This is a genomic window from Nostoc sp. CALU 546, assembly GCF_048836525.1.
Genome location: NZ_JAWJTF010000110.1, coordinates 1 through 18,401, shown reverse-complemented (window position 1 = coordinate 18,401; position 18,401 = coordinate 1). Strand labels below are relative to the sequence as shown.

Annotated in this window: 21 protein-coding genes; 2 read left to right on the top strand and 19 right to left on the bottom strand. The window is 44.3% G+C overall.

The window, feature by feature from the left end; translation table 11 throughout:
* Window positions 1-134 precede the first annotated feature (134 nt).
* Complete coding sequence (locus RRG12_RS35200; RefSeq protein ID WP_420762416.1) at window positions 135-389, top strand: DUF7219 family protein; 255 nt, start codon at window positions 135-137, stop codon at window positions 387-389.
* Between the two features lie 161 nt (window positions 390-550).
* Here the strand turns inward: RRG12_RS35200 and fdxB are convergent, their stop codons facing one another.
* The 4 genes from fdxB to RRG12_RS35180 all read right to left on the bottom strand — a co-directional run bounded on the left by fdxB (window position 551) and on the right by RRG12_RS35180 (window position 1,938).
* The gene (fdxB, locus tag RRG12_RS35195) at window positions 551-847 is read right to left on the bottom strand and encodes a ferredoxin III, nif-specific (protein WP_420762415.1); all 297 of its coding nucleotides are present in this window, start codon (window positions 845-847) and stop codon (window positions 551-553) included.
* Between the two features lie 117 nt (window positions 848-964).
* Window positions 965-1,216, bottom strand: a complete 252-nt coding sequence (locus RRG12_RS35190; RefSeq protein ID WP_420762414.1) for a FeoA family protein — start codon at window positions 1,214-1,216, stop codon at window positions 965-967.
* A 14-nt stretch (window positions 1,217-1,230) separates the two neighbouring features.
* Window positions 1,231-1,530, bottom strand: coding sequence for a 2Fe-2S iron-sulfur cluster-binding protein (locus tag RRG12_RS35185; RefSeq protein WP_420762413.1), 300 nt, complete (start codon window positions 1,528-1,530; stop codon window positions 1,231-1,233).
* A 36-nt stretch (window positions 1,531-1,566) separates the two neighbouring features.
* A complete protein-coding gene (locus tag RRG12_RS35180; protein WP_420762412.1) occupies window positions 1,567-1,938 on the bottom strand; it encodes an iron-sulfur cluster assembly accessory protein in 372 nt (123 codons plus the stop codon).
* Window positions 1,939-2,109: 171 nt separating this feature from the next.
* Between RRG12_RS35180 and RRG12_RS35175 the strand changes: the two genes are divergently transcribed.
* Entirely contained in the window at window positions 2,110-3,327 is a 1,218-nt protein-coding gene (locus tag RRG12_RS35175; protein ID WP_420762411.1) for a transposase, read from the top strand.
* Between the two features lie 70 nt (window positions 3,328-3,397).
* On the opposite strand, the gene RRG12_RS35170 is transcribed toward RRG12_RS35175, so the two are convergent.
* The 15 genes from RRG12_RS35170 to RRG12_RS35100 form a co-directional block, all read right to left on the bottom strand.
* A complete protein-coding gene (locus RRG12_RS35170) occupies window positions 3,398-4,195 on the bottom strand; it encodes a HesA/MoeB/ThiF family protein (protein WP_420762410.1) in 798 nt (265 codons plus the stop codon).
* Between the two features lie 12 nt (window positions 4,196-4,207).
* Entirely contained in the window at window positions 4,208-4,525 is a 318-nt protein-coding gene (gene nifW / locus RRG12_RS35165; RefSeq protein WP_420762429.1) for a nitrogenase-stabilizing/protective protein NifW, read from the bottom strand.
* Between the two features lie 35 nt (window positions 4,526-4,560).
* Window positions 4,561-4,758: a CCE_0567 family metalloprotein gene (locus RRG12_RS35160; protein ID WP_420762428.1), complete on the bottom strand. Its 198-nt coding sequence runs from the start codon at window positions 4,756-4,758 to the stop codon at window positions 4,561-4,563.
* A gap of 53 nt (window positions 4,759-4,811) precedes the next feature.
* Window positions 4,812-5,288, bottom strand: coding sequence for a NifX-associated nitrogen fixation protein (locus tag RRG12_RS35155; protein WP_420762409.1), 477 nt, complete (start codon window positions 5,286-5,288; stop codon window positions 4,812-4,814).
* Window positions 5,285-5,689, bottom strand: a complete 405-nt coding sequence (nifX, locus tag RRG12_RS35150) for a nitrogen fixation protein NifX (protein ID WP_420762408.1) — start codon at window positions 5,687-5,689, stop codon at window positions 5,285-5,287. Before nifX ends, RRG12_RS35155 begins: the two co-directional genes overlap by 4 nt.
* A 108-nt stretch (window positions 5,690-5,797) precedes the next feature.
* The gene (locus RRG12_RS35145; RefSeq protein ID WP_420762407.1) at window positions 5,798-8,548 is read right to left on the bottom strand and encodes a bifunctional nitrogenase iron-molybdenum cofactor biosynthesis protein NifEN; all 2,751 of its coding nucleotides are present in this window, start codon (window positions 8,546-8,548) and stop codon (window positions 5,798-5,800) included.
* Window positions 8,549-8,613: 65 nt separating this feature from the next.
* Entirely contained in the window at window positions 8,614-8,925 is a 312-nt protein-coding gene (locus RRG12_RS35140) for a Mo-dependent nitrogenase C-terminal domain-containing protein (RefSeq protein ID WP_420762406.1), read from the bottom strand.
* A gap of 112 nt (window positions 8,926-9,037) precedes the next feature.
* Window positions 9,038-10,576, bottom strand: coding sequence for a nitrogenase molybdenum-iron protein subunit beta (gene nifK, locus RRG12_RS35135; RefSeq protein ID WP_420762405.1), 1,539 nt, complete (start codon window positions 10,574-10,576; stop codon window positions 9,038-9,040).
* A gap of 116 nt (window positions 10,577-10,692) precedes the next feature.
* A complete protein-coding gene (gene nifD, locus RRG12_RS35130) occupies window positions 10,693-12,192 on the bottom strand; it encodes a nitrogenase molybdenum-iron protein alpha chain (RefSeq protein ID WP_420762404.1) in 1,500 nt (499 codons plus the stop codon).
* A gap of 151 nt (window positions 12,193-12,343) precedes the next feature.
* Entirely contained in the window at window positions 12,344-13,240 is an 897-nt protein-coding gene (nifH, locus tag RRG12_RS35125) for a nitrogenase iron protein (protein WP_420762403.1), read from the bottom strand.
* On the bottom strand, window positions 13,233-13,358 hold the full coding sequence (locus RRG12_RS35120) for a hypothetical protein (protein WP_420762402.1): 126 nt from the start codon (window positions 13,356-13,358) through the stop codon (window positions 13,233-13,235). Before RRG12_RS35120 ends, nifH begins: the two co-directional genes overlap by 8 nt.
* A gap of 178 nt (window positions 13,359-13,536) precedes the next feature.
* Entirely contained in the window at window positions 13,537-14,478 is a 942-nt protein-coding gene (nifU, locus tag RRG12_RS35115; RefSeq protein WP_420762401.1) for a Fe-S cluster assembly protein NifU, read from the bottom strand.
* A gap of 96 nt (window positions 14,479-14,574) precedes the next feature.
* Window positions 14,575-15,774, bottom strand: coding sequence for a cysteine desulfurase NifS (gene nifS / locus RRG12_RS35110; protein WP_420762400.1), 1,200 nt, complete (start codon window positions 15,772-15,774; stop codon window positions 14,575-14,577).
* Between the two features lie 56 nt (window positions 15,775-15,830).
* Entirely contained in the window at window positions 15,831-17,282 is a 1,452-nt protein-coding gene (gene nifB, locus RRG12_RS35105) for a nitrogenase cofactor biosynthesis protein NifB (RefSeq protein ID WP_420762399.1), read from the bottom strand.
* Between the two features lie 482 nt (window positions 17,283-17,764).
* On the bottom strand, window positions 17,765-18,401 hold a 637-nt coding region (locus tag RRG12_RS35100; protein WP_420762102.1), incomplete at its 5' end, for a transposase.

Genomic DNA, 18,401 nt, shown 5'->3' with positions numbered 1-18,401 from the left:
CAGAGATTTTGGTGGATTGGAATTAGATGAGGTTGTTCGCGGAGCGTCTCGTAGAGAAGCCTCATCTAAATTTCAACCTACTGCCTTCTCCACGATTTTTAGCAATTCCATTTTGTTAAGGTAGTAAAAAAATTATGGATGACTACAATCAGATAAACAAAAACAATTTTCTCTATCAGCCTCATCAATACCTGGGTAAATTCACACCCCAAAACCTTGTATTTAATGCCAATCTTCAAGAGTTTTCTCAACGGGTTAGTTACATCTGCAATCAGCAAACTGACGAAAAATATTCTCCACTCACGTGCTATGAAGAAATTGATAGACTTTGGCAACAGTTAACACATAGCTTTAAGACACTAGGAATTGATAAAAATGAAACTGAATGATTGTTAACACTTGATTGTTAACGGGTTGCCACCATCCTTGAAAAATGGTAGACACTCAATTAAACTTTTTACCATTTTTCTTTTCCTAAGTTAATTTTTCGGAAAAATCTATTGCTAATGTTGCGTTTTACAGCATTCTTTTTTAAGTTGATGATCTAAAACTAATTTTGTTCGAGTGGGCTATGGGTGTAGCAATTTTTGGGACAAACCCTAGCGCAAGCCTGACAACCAATACAGTATTCTGGATAAATAATACACATGACTTTACGCTCGATTTCCTCATTTTCCTCATCTTCCACAAACTCTCCATCTTCATTTAGTGCTTGTAGTATTAACACATCTCGACCGCACGCCTTAAAGCATCTACCACAGCCAATGCATTTGTCTTGGTTAAGTTCTTGAACAAATTGAGGTGTCCAGAATTTACCCCCAAAGGTTAAACCAATGAGTGTTGCCATATCTTAATTTTCCTCGATTTCCCAATGATAATTGTTGAATTCTGGGTGATTTCAAAGACAAAAGTTACCAAATTTGGATTTGTAGGAAGAATTTGGTAACAGTATGAACAAATATCCTCAAGCCAGACGCACATAAATAGCACTAGCGGTTTTTTGGCAAAGAATCAAGCGATCGCCTCTCTGTACGAAAGTGTAGACAGGCGATCGCTGCTTTCGGACAACTGCTGTTCCACGTACAACTCCCATTGCTTTGAGTTTCTGTACTATAGTTTCGTCTGTACTCTCAACTTTAGTGATTACACCTTGTTCACCAGGTTTGAGCAAACTAAGTGAAGAACCAAAAACAGTGAATTTTTCTGCTGTAAACATCTCGAACGCCACCTCTAGACTAGATAGGCTTCCTGATGAGTGCGAATCGTGCAGTCAGAGCGGGGATAGGCGATACAGAGGAGAACAAACCCTTTAGCAACCTGCTCCTCATCTAGAAATACCTGTTCTGACTGATCGACTTCACCTTCAACCACTTTGCCGACGCAACTAGAGCAAGAACCAGATTGACAGGAAAAGGGTAAATCAAGTCCTTGGTCTTCTGCCGCATCTAGAATTGTGGTGTTTTCATCAACCGGGATGGTGATATCGAGCAACCGCTTCTTATTAATTAAATGAACTTGATAAGTTGTCATCGTCATATCCTCCAAAGGGAATCGGGATTGAGGGTATCAGCTATACGGCATACCAGCAGGAGTACAATTGCCTGCTTGAAATGATTTCCCACAGCCACAGGTATCAGTAGCATTGGGATTGCTAAACTTAAATCCGCTCTCCAGCAAGCCATCGACGAAATCGACAACAACTCCTTCTAGTAATGGGGCGCTTTGTGAGTCAATGTAGATTTGTAACTTGCCTTGTTGTATCGCTATGTCATTTGTGTGCGGGGCGTTGATAACTTTTATAGAATATTGATAGCCATTGCAACCGCCATCCTCAACGGCAATACGGATACCTCGTTGAGCAGTATTTTCATCTTTGCTAGAGGCTAGAAGAAAGGTGCGAAGCCGGAATTCTGCTGCTTCTGTTAATGTGAGAGTCATAAAATATACTTAAGTAGGTTCAAAGGTAGTAACTTAGGCTGGGAGTAGAGGGAGCTTTCAAGGGTAGGGGTTTAAGAAAGAGGGAGAAAAGCAGGTAAAATACACAACTGTTGTCAGACCGCAAAAATATGCAAGTCAGATGCGGTGAAGAATGTCAGGGTGTGGGGGAAAATGCTTTTAGGAAAAAGCGAGGAATTAAGGCAATGGACGAGGAAAGTCATAGAAAAGATGCCGCATCTGTCTAAGTCGCAAGCATTGATACTAGCAATGTGGAGTTTTGGGATAGTGATGACCCAATCTTGCGGACTGACAACAGTATCAGTATTCTTAGCAGAGCTATTGGGAAAAAAGGAAAATACAGTCCGTCAGCAACTCAGAGAATGGTTAAGAGACGGGGAAGATAAAACAAAAGCAAAAACTGGCAGGGCAACACTGGACGTGACATTGTGTTTTAGCCCATTGTTGTCATGGATTCTGAGCCTGTGGCCAGCAGGGGAAAAACGTCTGGTATTAGCTGCGGATGCCACAACATTGAGCGATAGATTTACGGTGTTAGCAATTAGTGTTGTCTACAGGGGTTGTGGAATTCCTATCGCCTGGAAGATAGTCGAAGCAACCAAACCAGGGAGTTGGAAACCGCACTGGCAAAAACTATTTAACGACATCAGTGAAACTGTACCAGCAGATTGGTTTGTGATTGTGACCACAGACCGCGGACTTGATGCCGACTGGCTATATCAAAAAATTCAATCCCTGGGTTGGCATCCATTTATGCGGATTAATCAAATTGGACAGTTCACTCCACTTGGGGTTGAGTCTTGGCAAGCTTTAAATACTCTTGTTCCTGAAGTTGGTCAGTTTTTCTCTGGCTTAGTTACCTGTTTCAAGACTAACTCTCTCAAATGTACTTTATTAGCTCGCCATGACGCGGGTTACACTGACCCCTGGTTGATTCTCACCGATTTACCACCTGACGTTGCGGATGCTTGCTGGTATTCTATGCGCTGTTGGATTGAGTGTCTTTTTAAAGATGGTAAACGCGGCGGTTTTTGTTGGCATTGCACCAAGATTACTCACCCCAGACGCGCTGAGAGACATTGGTTAGCGATGGCTGTTGCTACTCTGTGGCAAGTCAGCGTTGGTGGAGAAGTTGATGCCAATCTACCGATTAGTAGTTTAGATGACTTACCACCAACTCATGTGGCACGACGCAATTTTAAAAATAGTGTCCTCCATCGTTGCTTGAGTTGTTTTCGTCGTGGATTTTTAGTCATTAAGGCCGCTGTTCTCAATCGCCTGCCATTACCTCAAGGTAGTTTTTTTCCTGAGCCTTGGCCCACTTCCCCTCCACAACTTCATGTGTCTCAAATCACTCTCTCTACTGCCTGATTTTTAAACCCCTACCCTTGAAAGAGTAGAGGGAGTAGGGGAGAATAACCAATGACTCTTACCTCAGTACTCAGCAGTGACTATGGGCAACGTGGCCTAACTGTAGGGAGGTAGGATAGTGGGAAGAATGAGTGCTGCAAACTGGACAATTGCGATCGCGGTAAGAACGACGTTTGGCAAATGCCAACTGGTTTAAATCCATCGTCAATAGTTGCGATAAGAGTGGCTGACTAAATCCAGCGAGCAGCTTAATTGCCTCTAGCGCCGCCAAACAGGCCAGGGTTCCAGAAACCGCACCCAGCACTCCAAAGCCGCGCCGATCCCATTCTGGTTTTTCGGGAAATAGGCAAGATAAGCAAGGCGTAACGCCAGGGATAATTGTCGTTAGATAAGCCTCCATCCCATCCATTGCAGCTTCTACCATTGGTTTACGCCAACGCACACAAGCTGCATTCAATAAGTCGCGCTCAACAAAGTTATGGGCGCAGTCAAGCGCCACATCGGCGGATTGAACTAAGAAATCTACATTATCTGGTGTAATGTAATCAAATATTGCTTCTACTTCCACATCTGGGTTGATATCTTCCAGCCGTTCTTTCGCTTTAAACACTCGCGGCTTGCCCACCCAATCGTCACTCATGAGAATCTGCCGATTCATGTCATCCAGCCGCAACTCACCGCCTCGAACCAGAATCAGCCGCCCAACACCTGCTACAGCCAAGTAAAGGGCTGCTGTACCGCCTAATCCTCCCACACCTGTAACTAGCACGGTTGTTGACTTGAGTCGCTGCTGTGCCTCTTGTCCAAAACCAGGAAGCATGATTTGGCGGCGGTAGCGTTCTAATTCGGTAGGTGTGAGGTTTACCACTGCTTATCTCTCCTAGTTTGTACTAATTTCTGTCAGCATGACAATATTGTTAGGCTTCTGTTTAAACACCTTGAACAACTTTTGTTCTAGAGATGTTGAACTGAGAAAAACTTCATAAGCTTCTTTAAGTGCTGTACAGTAGAAATCGAGTTTTTCTGCTTGATTTACCTCTGGATTATTGGCATCAATCTCGTGAATATTTTGAGAAAATAGCTTCAAAATATGCAGACGGTTAACATGAACAACTTGAGGGTCATAAGGTAATTGAAAAAACTCGAAATACTCTTCTGTATCTACAAGTTGATTGAATCGGTTGATATCCCATTTCATAATTTCTTCTACCCTTTTTTTAGCTGACACTTCAGTTAATGTAACTGACGGTATACTTCATAAGTTTGGGCTGCTAATGCTGTCAGCTTTTGGTAATCTTCTGGCAATCCTTCAGCTAAATCGTGAAGATCCATTTTCAATTGACCAGCTTTACTATTGAGGCGCTTAATTTGGAGTTTTAGTTCTTCAATAGATTGTTGAGTGTCAGGATTTAATTCTGCTGCTTGCACAATAAATTTCTCCGTTTATATCGCTTTTTGCGTAATTACTACAAAAGTTAAACTTGTTACAGTTTGGTAACTTCAGTATATTTTTCTGCTAATTCAATGCCTTTTTGTGTTAGCTTCTCTCCCTCATCTGCTAATTTTTCTAGGGAATCAAAGCCGAAACGTTGAGCATCTCGTAAAGTTCTGGCAACTAGCAACAGACGACCAGAGAAAATCAGTACCCAGCCAAAGCCTTCATGACTTAAATCGATAACCACCTGGGATAAGGAACCAGTTTTTTGCTCGATTTGTCCAGCGATCGCGCGATAGAATGACAAAATTCTGGCTTTTGTAGCGGGTTCAACGTCGCCCTCTACAGAGATTTTGCGTTTAGCCTCTTTGCTGACAATATAAGGTTTGAGCATCAATTCATCCGACCAATTGCGATAAAATCCATAGGAATCTTGAGCGCGAATTTGCCTGACTAACTCTTTGACAAATGGAGAATTTAAGGCTTCATTGCCAAGAGCTTCATTAACAATTTCAGTAGAACTCATACAGTTACTTCCTCTTCTTCAAAAATTGGTGATTTTTGTTGCAAAGCTTTTCGTAACCAGGGGGGAGGGCTGCCTTTCAAAGTCTCGACTAACTTTTCCAGGACATCAGTGATTTCGTCATCCTCTGATCTAGCCTTGATTGGTGTAATATATTTCTTGATTAACCGAGCAGCCGCACTTCCGCCGATCGCTGCTACATAAACAATCGTGCAATCAGACAGCGCTTCCAGTTTTGGGACTAATTTATCTTCGTTACCATCTTCTTTAAGCTCACCCTCAAATCGCAGAGTTTTGATAAACTTATATCCATCGATTGTAACTTCATAAACATCAATTTTATTCGCCCAACCAAAATGAGCATTAATATGAATTTGGTCGTTAGTTGTAAAAGCAATTTTCATATTTATCCTCCTGACTTGTCGTAATTTGTGATTGCTTTTTAATTACGAATTACGAACTTGTACTGAGCGTAGCCGTTGGTGCAGCCTCTCGTAGAGAAGTATTACGAATTACGAATTACCTTCTTCTGCCTCAAGAAATAAATTGCCAATATCAAACAGAAGTTGGACAGTCCCTCGGTAGCCGACTGTGCAACGCTGTCCGTTACCCAAGCGATCGAAGATGGGGAAACCGAGGCGATAGAAAGGAATACCTAAACGGCGGGCGATCGCTTTCGCATGAGAATTAGCGATTATGAGGTCAGAACCTACTGCTAGTTGCTCGAAGTCTTCCAAATCTCCAATAGTGATGTTTTCGGCTGGAATTTGTTCTAAAAGTGGCGATTTTGTGGTTGTGACTGCGGCGTGAATTTCAGATCCTAGCGATCGCAAAAACCAAGCTGTTGACCACAGCAAATCAGGTTCTAGTGCTAACGACACCCGTTTGTGTCCGAAATAAAAGTGAGTATCTAGCATCGCATCTTGCAACTGGCGGCGTTGGTGGCAATATCTTTCTGGTACGGGATTCCCGCTTATATCTACCAGTCCTTGGAAGAAATTATCTACTGCTTCTAATTCAGTCAGTTGCGGAAACACCTCATAAGGTATGCCAAACTGTTTTTGCAAACTCTCTGCTGCACCGCGCACACTCTCGCCTAGCGCTAGGGTAAACAACGAACTACCCATCTGTCGTAGTTCTGCCAAGGTCGTCTCACCACCCGTTACCGCACTGTAGGAATCATCTAAATGACCGTCAAGTGAAGCGGAAAGATCGGGTACAACGATGGATTTTAGCCCAAAAGCAGAGACGATCTCTTTGATTTCCTGTACATCCCCTGGCGTAAACGCAGAACTTACCAAAATATTGATTTGGTCTGGCCTGGTTTGTCCAGGTTGCGGAATTTCCTTAACTATGCTTTCGACAGCCGCAGCAAAACCATCTTGCAATGCACCTTTAAAACCAGGCGTAGAGACAAATATAATTGGTAAGTCATATAATTCTGGGTGACGTTTGCGGATATCTCTGAGGATGCCTTCCATGTCATCCCCTCTGGTTTCCGTTAGTCCAGTTGTACACAAACCAATAATTTCTGGCTTTGACTTTTCCACCAGCGTCAGAATTGCTTGCTCAATATTCTCCTCACCACCTAAGATAGTGCTAACTTCAGTCATTGCTGTGGTGGATAGCGGAATTGCTTCCCGAAAATGCCGCACTAACATCACTTTGGCAAAAGCAGTACAACCTTGGGAACCGTGAAACAGAGGCATCACACCTTTTAATCCTAAAAATGCTAAGGCTGCACCTAAAGGTTGACTCTGCTTCAAAGGATTGACTGTAACCGCCTTTTGAGAATTTTGGATTTTAGATTTTAGATTTTGGATTGAAATTGCTCCCCCTCCTGCTTCCTCTGCCCCTCTGCTTCCTCTGCTTCCTCTGCCCCCCTGCCCCTCTGCTCCCTCCTCCCACGGTGCAACCTTACGTACTTGTTCCCACACAGGACTGTAAAGGGCTTGATCCAGTTCTCGCGCCATTTCAATCATGCCCACATATCCAGCGTAGGGATGATGCCGTTCTTGATTAATATCTAAAAATGGAATGCGGGCTTTCAGGGCAGTGTATTGATTGCGACCACCAGCAATCAACATATCGGCTTTCGTTTGAGCGATTACCCGTAAAAGTTCTTGGGCATTGCCTTTTTCCATGACGATGCCATCTTTGCCTAGTAATTCTTTTATCCTCCCTTTATCTTCCTCAGTACTTTTCTTCGTGCTAGTGGCGACTACTTCCATTCCCAAGTCCTTAGCTGCCGAGATAATTGACCAACTTTTTACCCCGCCAGTATAAAGAACAACGCGCTTACCTTGAAGGCGATCGCGGTATGGAGCTAAAGTAATATCTAGGGCAGCAGTTTCTTCAGCAATTAACTGTTCTACTCGCTCTTGCAAACCTCGATCATCTAGTTTTGCGGCAATATTCCGCAAACAGCGATTCATGTCATCCACACCGTAGAAAGATTCTTCAATGTAGGGGATGCCATAGCGTTCTTCCATCTTTCTCCCGACATTAATCAGGGCTTTGGAGCAAATCATGACATTGAGTTTGGCACGGTGAGCATAGCGAACTTCGTTATACTTAGCATCACCCGTAATTTTAGCTAGAACTCGAATACCTAATTTCTCAAATAACGGCAGAACTCCCCACAATTCTCCGGCAATGTTGTACTCACCAATTAGATTGATATCGAATAGGGTGGTAAATTCTGGTTCGGCACTGCCGATAACGTATTCTAGTAAAGCTTCTCCACCGACGCGATTACCAAGATTTTTACTACCAATAAAGCCAGGGGAATTGACAGGAATAATCGGTATACCTGTTTTATTGGCGGCGGCTTCACAGACTGCATCTAAATCATCTCCTATTAGGGCAGTTACGCAAGTGGAGTAAACAAATACTGCCGTAGGTTGATAGCGTTGCTGCACTTCCAGAATGGCTTTGTACAGCTTTTTTTCCCCACCAAAGATGATATCGTTTTCATTTAAGTCAGTCGTGAAACCCATTTTGTAGAGATGAGAATCAGAGGAAAGGCTACCACGACCACCCCAAGAGTTGCCAGCACAAGCGATCGGCCCGTGGACTAAATGAGCAGCATCAGTAATTGGGACTAGAGCAATTGATGCTCCATCAAAAGCACAACCACCTTGAGCCGCACCGGGTTGGGCTTGTTGGTGACAAGACTTATTTTTCTTTTCCCCATGCTTGTGATTGTGTTCGCATCCTGGCTCACTTAGCAGCTCGTTAATTTTGCCTTGGGTGATTTTCATGGGAGTTTGAGAAAGATTTTTTAACGCAAAGGGGCGCAGAGGTACGCAGAGAAGGAAATAGAGGACTAGCAGATGTATTTTGTGATATCTTCAGCACATTCATCTGAGAGGTAACATAGGCTGCGAAAGCGCAATCCGACAAACTCGTTGTAGAGCGGATTTAATTTGCAGAGTGGGGGAATGTGGAAGGTAAATCCGAAGAATCTAATGTCTTGTTCAAAAGGACAGCAACAAGGAATTAGCTGACAAATTAGATGGGCGGTACGGCGATCGCATATTTGAATTTGATCCACCCATCGGCGTAGTGGGGAGAGAATATCGAAGCGATCGCTTTTAGCGCACCGGAGGTGTTCGCTAGTAGGGATGATAGTAGTCATAGGAAGCGAGATATAAAATATGGGAGATGGGGAATGGGGCATAGAAAGAGAAATTACTGAATCTGTGTATTTGAGGCCAATGCCCGATGCCCACTTGCCCAATGTCCAGTTACTATCGAATCAAGTCGTAGGAGATATCAGTCTTGGACGGAATAATGGTGTTGCGATCCAACTCATCCAGAATTGTGTTGACGATCCAGTTGAGCAGGTTAATCGTGCCTTGGTAGCCGTAGGTTGCGTAGCGGTGCAGGTGGTGGCGATCAAAAATTGGGTAGCCAATCCGCACCATTGGGGTTTTCGTGTCGCGCCAGAGATATTTACCGTAGGAATTACCGATGAGTAAATCAACGGGCTCGGTGAACATCAAAGACCGTAAATGCCACAAGTCGCGGCAACCATGAATAGTAGCACCTTGACCAAAGGGACTAGAGTCAAGCAGCGATCGCAATTCTGTCTCAAAATGTTCGTTGCTATTAGTAACAACGATGTGAACTGGTTCTGCACCAACTTCTAACAGGAATTGTGTCAAACCAATCACCAGATCGGGATCGCCATACATCGCAATCCGCTTGCCGTGCAACCATGACTGAGAATCGGTCAACGCATCCACTGCCCGTCCCCGTTCATCCTCAAGTTCTTTGGGAATCGGTTTACCCGTCAAAGCAGACAGTTTCATCAAGAATTCATCGGTTCCCCGAATCCCGACTGGACGGGTAACGTAGGTCTTTTGATGCCATTCATGTTCGATGTACTCACGAGTTTTGCTTGTAGAGTATGCTTGGAGTGCGATCGTTGCTTCAGCATTGATTGAATCAGCCGCATCCTCTAGCTTTGTGCCCCCAGGATACATATTGTATTCCCCATTATTAGGAGAATCCAGGTATTCCGAGTTATCTGCTAACAGGGTATAGTCAATTCCCATCACATTTGCAATTCGCTTAATCTCGCGCAGGTTGCCAATGTAGGTTTCAAACCCAGGAATAAAGTTAATCTTACCGTTGGTGGTATCTTTTTTCTTCCCTGCCGTCAAATTCAATAGAATCCCCTTCATCATGTTGTCGTAGCCTGTGATGTGTGACCCAACAAAGCTAGGGGTATGGGCGAATGGTACAGGGAAGTCTTGAGGAACAGACTCTTCCTCTTTGGCAGTTCTGATAAAGGCTTGCAGGTCATCTCCAATCACCTCTGCCATGCAGGTGGTGCAGACAGCGATCATCTTGGGCTTATAAAGGTTGTAAGAGACTGCCAAGCCTTCAATTAGATTCTTCAAACCGCCGAATACGGCTGCATCTTCCGTCATAGAGGAGGATACGGCAGAAAACGGTTCTTTGAAGTGGCGGGTGAAGTGACTGCGGAAGTAAGCGACGCAGCCTTGAGAACCATGTACAAAAGGTAGCGTACCTTCAAAACCAACGGCTGCCAGAATTGCTCCTAGAGGTTGACAAGCTTTCGCCGGGTTAACAGTCAAAGCTTGACGAGCAAAGTTCTTGTCGCGGTATTCCCAGGTCTTTGTCCACTCAACAATTTGGGCAACTTCTTCGGAATCATGTCCACCTTCAAACGCTTTCTTCCCTTGAAATACCTCCTGGTATTCTGGTTGCTGGAAGAGTTCAGCGTGATCCTTAATTTTACTGACATCATTTTGAGCCATCGGTATCCTCCTTCAAAAAACTCTGCGTAACTTTGCGTGAACCTCTGCGACGGCAGTCGCTTTATGCCGGGGAACCCGTCCACCGCGCTGCCTCACCTTTGCGTTAAAAAAAGCTTTTACTTCTTCCAAGGCGCACCAATTAAGCTCCAGGTGGGGCTGTTGAGTGCGAGATCCATGTCACGGGCGAAGATGGCGAATCCGTCGTAGCCGTGGTACGGCCCGGAATAATCCCACGAGTGCATTTGACGGAAGGGAAGCGCCATTTTTTGGAAGACGTGCTTCTCTTTAATACCAGAGGCGATCAGGTCGGGCTGAAGTGCCTTAACGAACTGCTCAAACTCATAAGCAGATACGTCATCGTAAATCAATGTGCCATTCTCGACATAGTGAGTGGTGCGTTTGTAGTCATCATTGTGACCGAATTCGTAACCTGTGCCGACTAGCTTCATACCAAGGTCTTGGAAGGCAGGAACAACGTGGCGGGGACGCAGACCACCCACCATGAGAGCAACCGTTTTCCCTTCTAAGCGGTGGCGATATTTGTCGATTACTGCCTTCGTTTGGGCTTCGTACTTGGCGATGACTTGTTCTGCTTTTGCCTGAATGGTTTCGTCAAACTTGGCAGCAATTTCCCGTAAAGACTCAGCAATTTTGGTGGGGCCGAAGAAATTGTATTCTAGCCAGGGTACACCATACGCTTCTTCCATGTGGCGCGAGATGTAGTTCATAGAGCGGTAGCAGTGAACCAGGTTCAGTTTCACACTGGGGGTTAGCATCATCTCGTGTAGGGTACCGTCTCCAGACCACTGAGCCACAACCCGCAAGCCGATTTCTTCTAGCAAAATGCGACTAGACCATGCATCTCCAGCGATGTTGTAGTCACCAATGATCGCAACATCGTAGGGACTAGGCTCAAATCCGAGAGTACCTTCTTTCTTGGCTTGGTCAGCTTTAGGAAATACCCAATCACGGATGGTGTCGTTGGCGATGTGGTGTCCGAGGGACTGAGACACACCCCGGAAGCCTTCACAACGCACAGGAACAACGGTCTTGCCAATATCCTTAGATTTCTTCTTAGCAACGGCTTCGATATCGTCCCCAATCAGACCAATTGGACACTCTGATTGAATGGAAATTCCACGATTGAGGGGAAAAAGTTCTTCAATTTCATCAATCAGCTTGGCGAGTTTTTTGTCTCCACCAAATACAATGTCCCGTTCTTGAAAGTCGGAAGTAAACTGCATTGTACCAAAGGTGTCGATGCCAGTGGTGCCGATGTAATAGTTGCGGCGACCTGACCAGGAGTAGTAACCGCAACCAACCGGGCCGTGACTAATGTGGATCATGTCCTTGATGGGGCCCCAAACCACACCCTTTGAGCCTGCATAGGCGCAACCACGAGTGGTCATTGTACCAGCAATAGACTTGATGTTAGACTTAACGCCGCAATCAGACTTCCCTTCTTCGTAAACGTTTAGGTGCTTTTCCCGCTTTTTCTTAGCTTTGTCAGGATATGCCTCTAGAACTTCTTGGATCAGGGCTTTTTTGTCAATTTCTGATGTTGCTGCCTCAGCAGCAGTGCTTTCCTCTAATATTCCGGCTTCAGAAGGTGTCATAGTTTTTCCTCTTTACTTGCAGGGGAGTGGAAATGAGGAATTGGGTGGGTGAATGGGTAGATGAAGCTTTATGAAGGTAGTTTGCAGGTTTATTCATCAACCCATTTACTTTTCTCGCTAACCCAATCCCATAATTAGCTGGCGAATCAGCTTAAACAATAGCTGCTGTTTTACCTGAGTCTTCTGCGATCGCTTTATGGTACTCTTCTTCACCACCAAGGATACCGAATTCAACCAACAGTTCTTCTAGTTCATCCATTGTGATGGGGGTTGGAATGGTCAGCTTGGTGTTCTCTTTGATCTTCTGAGCTAGAGTACGGTACTCATCCGCTTGGGAATGACTGGGAGCATATTCAATTACTGTCATCCTACGCAGTTCAGCGTGTTGCACCACGTTGTCACGAGGGACAAAGTGAATCATTTGAGTATTTAGCCTTGCAGCTAATGCCTCAATCAATTCAACTTCTCCATCCACATTACGGCTGTTGCAGATTAGACCACCCAAGCGCACGCCACCGGAGTGAGCGTACTTGAGAATGCCTCGTGCAATGTTGTTAGCGGCATACATCGCCATCATTTCACCGGAGCAAACAATATAGATTTCTTGCGCTTTGCCTTCGCGGATTGGCATAGCAAAACCACCACAAACCACGTCGCCCAATACGTCGTAGGAAACGAAATCCAAGTCTTCGTAAGCGCCGTTTTCTTCTAAGAAATTAATAGCGGTGATGATCCCACGTCCAGCACAGCCAACACCAGGTTCAGGGCCACCGGACTCTACACACTTAACATCCAAGTAACCAGTTAGCAATACTTCTTCCAGTTCTATATCTTCAATTGCGCCACGATCGGCAGCTAGGTGCAGAATGGTGGTTTGGGCTTTACTGTGCAGCATCAGACGGGTGGAGTCTGCTTTAGGATCGCATCCGACGATCATGATCCTTTGACCCATTTCAGCGAGGCCGGCAAGTGTGTTTTGAGATGTTGTGGACTTACCAATACCGCCTTTACCGTAGAATGCAATTTGTCTAATAGATTTGTCAGTCATGGTTATTTCTCCTGCAATCAATAAGTGAGTGGTTGGGGATAGATGCGATCGCTTCTGATAATGTCACTGGTGGCGATCGCTCTAAAACATTTGGTACGAGAAAAGAAAAGTTTTGCATATATCTTGGTAATTCGTAATTAAGAAAATTGGATGCAATCTAGTAGTTTGTCAAGGGAAGTTTGAAGGGTAAAGGAACGAACCGCAGAGACGCAGAGAACACAGAGAGAAGGAGAGAAAGATTGTAAAACCTGGTTTACTTAAGCATTGTTACTGCGGTAGACTACTAAGTGTAATTACTAACGACCTCTACTTAAGCTGAACAATGGGTCAACTGCTTCTACTAGCAAGTTTTGGCTGACGCGTTCTTGCAACTTTGCTTCAATGGCAACTTTCAGTGTCACGGTACTACTAGGGCAAGAACCGCAAGCACCTTGCAGCAATACTTGGACGCGATCACCATCCACGTCGTAGAGTTCCACGTCTCCCCCATCGGCGATCAGTAGGGGTCTAACTTCTTCATCCAGAACTTTTTGAATCAGGGCGATTTTTTGGACTGTTTTTAGCGATCGCGGCGATGGTTCCTGAGAAGTTCCAATATTTGCAGCAATTTTGAGACTTAGTTTATGGCTAGTGCCGATAGGTATAGCTGATTCCTGTTTCACCGCTGCAATTAGATCGTCGATATTTACTAGACAAGAACCGCAACCGCCACCCGCCTTAACATAGCTTGTTACTTGTTCAGCAGTGGTAAGGTTATTTTCCTGAATAACACGGCGAACCTTTGACTCGCTGATCCCAAAGCAACTACAAACCAATGCCCCTTCATCATCTTCATGAGCAGCTAGCTCAATACCTCGGTATTTGAAAATCGCTGCTTCTAAGGCTTCTTGCCCCATTACCGAACAATGCATCTTTGCTTCTGGCAATCCGCCCAGGTATTCTGCAATATCCTTGTTGGTAACGTTAAGCGCTGCATCTAAGGTTAAACCCTTAATTAACTCAGTCAAAGCAGAAGAAGAAGCGATCGCACTAGTGCAGCCAAAGGTCTGAAAACGAGCATCAAGGATTTTATCGCTGTCTACCTCTACCTTGAGATGCAGTCTCAGAGCATCTCCGCACGCAATACTGCCCACCTCACCAAAAACAACTGCTACACCTGCTTCGTTACTATCTGCGATCGCACCTTGATTCTTAGGATTGTAAAAAAGTTCTAGTACCTTATCTGTATATTCCCACATAACCGATTTTAAATTTTAGATTTTGGATTTTGGATTGTGTATAAAGGATAATTTTCTCCTCTGCCCCCTCTGCCCCCTCCGCTCCCTCTGCCTCTTCTATCGATGAGCCAAAGTTTGTTCTTGGGCTTGCAGCCAGTCGGCTTGATCATTGTTGAAGGGAGAGATCGCCCGCAGACGTTCGACAATTGGGGGCATTACTTCTAGGACTCGATCTATCTCGGTTTCAGTGGTGTAACGCGAAAGACTGAAGCGAATCGAACCGTGCAAAATGGTGTAGGGTAAGCCCATTGCCCGCAAAACGTGGGAGGGTTCCAAGGAACCAGAAGTGCAGGCGGAACCAGAAGATGCACAGATGCCGTATTGGTTGAGGGATAGCAAAATTGCTTCGCCTTCGATGTACTTGAAACCGATGTTAGTGGTGTTTGGCAATCTCTGCGTAATATCACCGTTGACTTTAGTATTGGAGATAGCAGCCAGTAAACCATTTTCCAAGCGATCGCGTAACGCCTTTTCGCGGTTCACATCTTTTAAATGTACCTGCGCTAATTCCGCAGCTTTACCCAAAGCAATAATACCGGGAACGTTCTCTGTACCTGCTCTCCGTCCCCGTTCTTGGTGTCCGCCCACTAACAGAGGACGGAACCTCACCCCACGTCTGACATACAGCGCACCCATACCTTTGGGAGCATGGAGTTTGTGACCGGAGAGGGTGAGCATATCAATGCTGCTGGTCTTCAGGTTAAGCGGAACTTTCCCCACAGCTTGCACCGCATCTACGTGGAAGATAGCACCCGCTTCCTTCGTCCGTAACCCAATTTGCTCGATGGGGAAAACCACACCGATTTCATTGTTGGCGTACATAGTGGAAACTAAAGCAGTGTTGCCAGTCAAGGCAGCTTCTAGTTCCATCAAGTCGATTTGTCCCTTAGAGTCCACAGATAGGTAGGTTACTGTGTAGTCCTGTTTTTCCAGTTGCTTGCAGACATTGAGTATCGCTGCGTGTTCTACCTGAGTAGTAATAATGTGGCGCTTTTCAGGTTGCGCTGCTAAAGCTGCCTTGATAGCTGCGTTATTTCCCTCAGTACCACAACTGGTAAAGATAATTTCCGAATCCTCGGCTCCCAATAGGGCTGCAACTTGCGCCCTTGCTTGCTTAACTGCTTTCCCGACTTGTCCGCCAAAGGTGTGCATCGAAGAAGGATTCCCATAAAACTCGGTGAGGTAGGGTAGCATTACCTCTATAACTTGTTCATCTACTTTGGTTGTGGCATTGTTGTCTAAATAAATCACACTCATGCTTATCCTCCTTGTTGATTGGGAAGTGGTGAATGGTAAAGTCTTTACCTCATACCCTATTCCCTATTCCCAATCCATTGCTCGTAAAATTCCAACGCAACCTTTTCAATCACGTCGTAAGCTTCAACGGTTTGTAAGCCAGCTTTCTGCAATTCTTCTTGAGGACAGTGACCAATTTTGGAAACCAGAACCGCTTTGCAATCGGAGATAGCATTAATAATGTTGTCTAGAGTGGCTTGCTCTCCATATCCACTTTGGCAATAGTGGTCAATCTTGCGATGACCAACAAACTTAACGCTGCTACCATCCACTTCGTAAATCATAAACTCCTTAGCATGACCGAAGTGTTGGTTAACCAAACCACCGCCTTTGGTAGCGACTGCAACGAGGATTTTTGGTCTGTTCTGTAGAGATGTTGCAGGCAATGTCTCTATAGCTTTTTCCTTAACAGCTTTGATTTCTTTCTGAGACTTCTCAATATCTGCATGGACTTCTTGGCGTTGCTCCAAGCTGTATTCTGGAGTCATGTCCATGAATTGCTCTTTGGTAAATTCTTGACTCCGGTCTTCACCTAATAATCCCACTGCATCGGCGCGACACTGACGACAATGGCGCATCATTTTCATATTCCCGGAACACTTATCCTGTATTGCCTTCAGTTCTTTAGATGTGGGGCCACGTTGACCCATCAAACCGAAGTGAGTACCATGTTCCGGGGCAGAAATCAAGGGCATAATATTATGAAGGAATGCACCTTTGGAGCGGATGACTTCATTAACTTCCACTAAGTGTTCGTCGTTAATTCCCGGAATCATCACCGAGTTGACTTTGCAAAGGATGTCTGCTTCTTTAAGGGCTTGCAATCCTTCCATCTGCTTTTCGTGCAGAATGCGGACACCTTCAATACCTCTGTAGCGCTTGCGTTTATAGTGAACCCAAGGATAAATCTTCGCCCCGATTTCAGGGTCTACCATATTAATAGTTATGGTGACGTGATCGATGTTGAGTTGTTTAATCTGATCGACGTAATCGGGAAGCATCAATCCGTTAGTTGACAGGCAAAGTTTGATATCTGGTGCTTTTTCGGCAATCAACTCGAAGGTGCGGAAGGCTTTTTCCGGGTTTGCTAGGGGATCTCCAGGGCCTGCAATTCCCAATACGGTCATTTGGGGAATTTTGCCTGCAATCACTAAAACTTTGTGCGCTGCTTCTTCTGGTGTTAACAATTCGCTGACAACACCAGGACGACTTTCATTTGCACAGTCATATTTACGGTTGCAATAGTTGCATTGGATGTTGCAAGCTGGTGCGACTGCAACGTGCATTCTAGCGTAGTGGTGGTGCGCTTCTTCACTATAGCAAGGATGCTTCTCAATCCGCGCCCTGATTTTTTCATCTAAACTAGTTTTAGCATCGGTTTTGCTGCTGCAACCACAACTGCCGGATTTGGCTTGAGTTTTTGTTTGCGTAGTGGCAGAAGTTAGGAGTCCTGTAGGTGGTGGTGTCATTGAATTTCGCTGCTGTTAGAGTAGGGGGCTAGCATTATGGAAGATTCTTTAGCTTCTCTCAGCAAGGAATTAAAGTCGCGTTGTACTTTGATAACCTGCTGACGCTGGTTACATAACCCTTGACTGTGCCAATTTTAAATTTTGGATTTGTGTCTCAATCTAAAAGACGTTCTCGGACTCGCTAAGGCAAATCTAAAATCCAAAATTGATTGACTTTCGGTTAGTCTGTCCGCATTTGGGACTTGAGTAAAATTTGGGCTGACAACTGTAACTTCTATTCATAGAGACTTGGTACTATCGCATCTCCAATCGCTGATCGCTACAACCTTTGATAGTTATCAGTAAACCAAAAAGTTTTTAAGAGAAGAGCGATCGCTAAAATACTTATATTTTTTGATACTTCTTTATATGTAATTCTCTAACCAGCAGACACAGTATAGATTAAGATTACTTATGATTAGTTGGCCGAGAGATTTTCAGTGCTAACCTGTTGGAATATAAATGCTTTCAACTACTTGATATTTGCGCTGTAGGGCTTGAGATAAAAAGGCTAACATCTGTTTAAGTGTAAAAAGTGTACGATAAATTAATCGGCTACCTTTCCTTTTGCGACTTATTCTAAGCCAGAGGAGGTTAACCCAAATATTAACTAAAAGAAAGGATATACCAACGAATAGCAATCTTAATGCTGGATTCTTATTATTTGTTCTAATTCGACAAATATTTTTAAGCCGATAACTACTTTCGATGCCAAATCTTTTTCGATAATCTTGATATATATAGTCTAAATTTGTTTTGATTTTATAAGTAACATAAGCAAAGTATTGCATCCCATATTTTTTACGCTTTCCTTTTCTATATTTACAGACAATCCATAAATCAAAAGTGACTGAATCATCTTTGTCTCTTGTAATAGTATGAGTAGTTTTATAGCTTTTTCTTCCCTTCAAAAACTGTTTAATTCCTCCCTTTTTTCCGGTTTTGATAGCAGGCATCATAAATGGAATATCTAATGCTTGCAACCATCTAATTACAGGAGTATTAAAAAATCCCCTATCTAAATAGAGTTTTTTTACATTTATTTTAAGAGATTCAAGTTCTGCCAATAAATAAGTAATT

Bases quoted from the DNA above. Each gene is read 5' to 3' on its own strand.
- RRG12_RS35200 (WP_420762416.1), top strand. From the start codon at position 135: ATGGATGACTACAATCAGATAAACAAAAACAATTTTCTCTATCAGCCT.
- fdxB (WP_420762415.1), bottom strand. From the start codon at position 847: ATGGCAACACTCATTGGTTTAACCTTTGGGGGTAAATTCTGGACACCT.
- RRG12_RS35190 (WP_420762414.1), bottom strand. From the start codon at position 1,216: ATGTTTACAGCAGAAAAATTCACTGTTTTTGGTTCTTCACTTAGTTTG.
- RRG12_RS35185 (WP_420762413.1), bottom strand. From the start codon at position 1,530: ATGACAACTTATCAAGTTCATTTAATTAATAAGAAGCGGTTGCTCGAT.
- RRG12_RS35180 (WP_420762412.1), bottom strand. From the start codon at position 1,938: ATGACTCTCACATTAACAGAAGCAGCAGAATTCCGGCTTCGCACCTTT.
- RRG12_RS35175 (WP_420762411.1), top strand. From the start codon at position 2,110: ATGCTTTTAGGAAAAAGCGAGGAATTAAGGCAATGGACGAGGAAAGTC.
- nifW (WP_420762429.1), bottom strand. From the start codon at position 4,525: ATGAAATGGGATATCAACCGATTCAATCAACTTGTAGATACAGAAGAG.
- RRG12_RS35155 (WP_420762409.1), bottom strand. From the start codon at position 5,288: ATGAGTTCTACTGAAATTGTTAATGAAGCTCTTGGCAATGAAGCCTTA.
- nifX (WP_420762408.1), bottom strand. From the start codon at position 5,689: ATGAAAATTGCTTTTACAACTAACGACCAAATTCATATTAATGCTCAT.
- RRG12_RS35145 (WP_420762407.1), bottom strand. From the start codon at position 8,548: ATGAAAATCACCCAAGGCAAAATTAACGAGCTGCTAAGTGAGCCAGGA.
- RRG12_RS35140 (WP_420762406.1), bottom strand. From the start codon at position 8,925: ATGACTACTATCATCCCTACTAGCGAACACCTCCGGTGCGCTAAAAGC.
- nifK (WP_420762405.1), bottom strand. From the start codon at position 10,576: ATGGCTCAAAATGATGTCAGTAAAATTAAGGATCACGCTGAACTCTTC.
- nifD (WP_420762404.1), bottom strand. From the start codon at position 12,192: ATGACACCTTCTGAAGCCGGAATATTAGAGGAAAGCACTGCTGCTGAG.
- nifH (WP_420762403.1), bottom strand. From the start codon at position 13,240: ATGACTGACAAATCTATTAGACAAATTGCATTCTACGGTAAAGGCGGT.
- RRG12_RS35120 (WP_420762402.1), bottom strand. From the start codon at position 13,358: ATGCAAAACTTTTCTTTTCTCGTACCAAATGTTTTAGAGCGATCGCCA.
- nifU (WP_420762401.1), bottom strand. From the start codon at position 14,478: ATGTGGGAATATACAGATAAGGTACTAGAACTTTTTTACAATCCTAAG.
- nifS (WP_420762400.1), bottom strand. From the start codon at position 15,774: ATGAGTGTGATTTATTTAGACAACAATGCCACAACCAAAGTAGATGAA.
- nifB (WP_420762399.1), bottom strand. From the start codon at position 17,282: ATGACACCACCACCTACAGGACTCCTAACTTCTGCCACTACGCAAACA.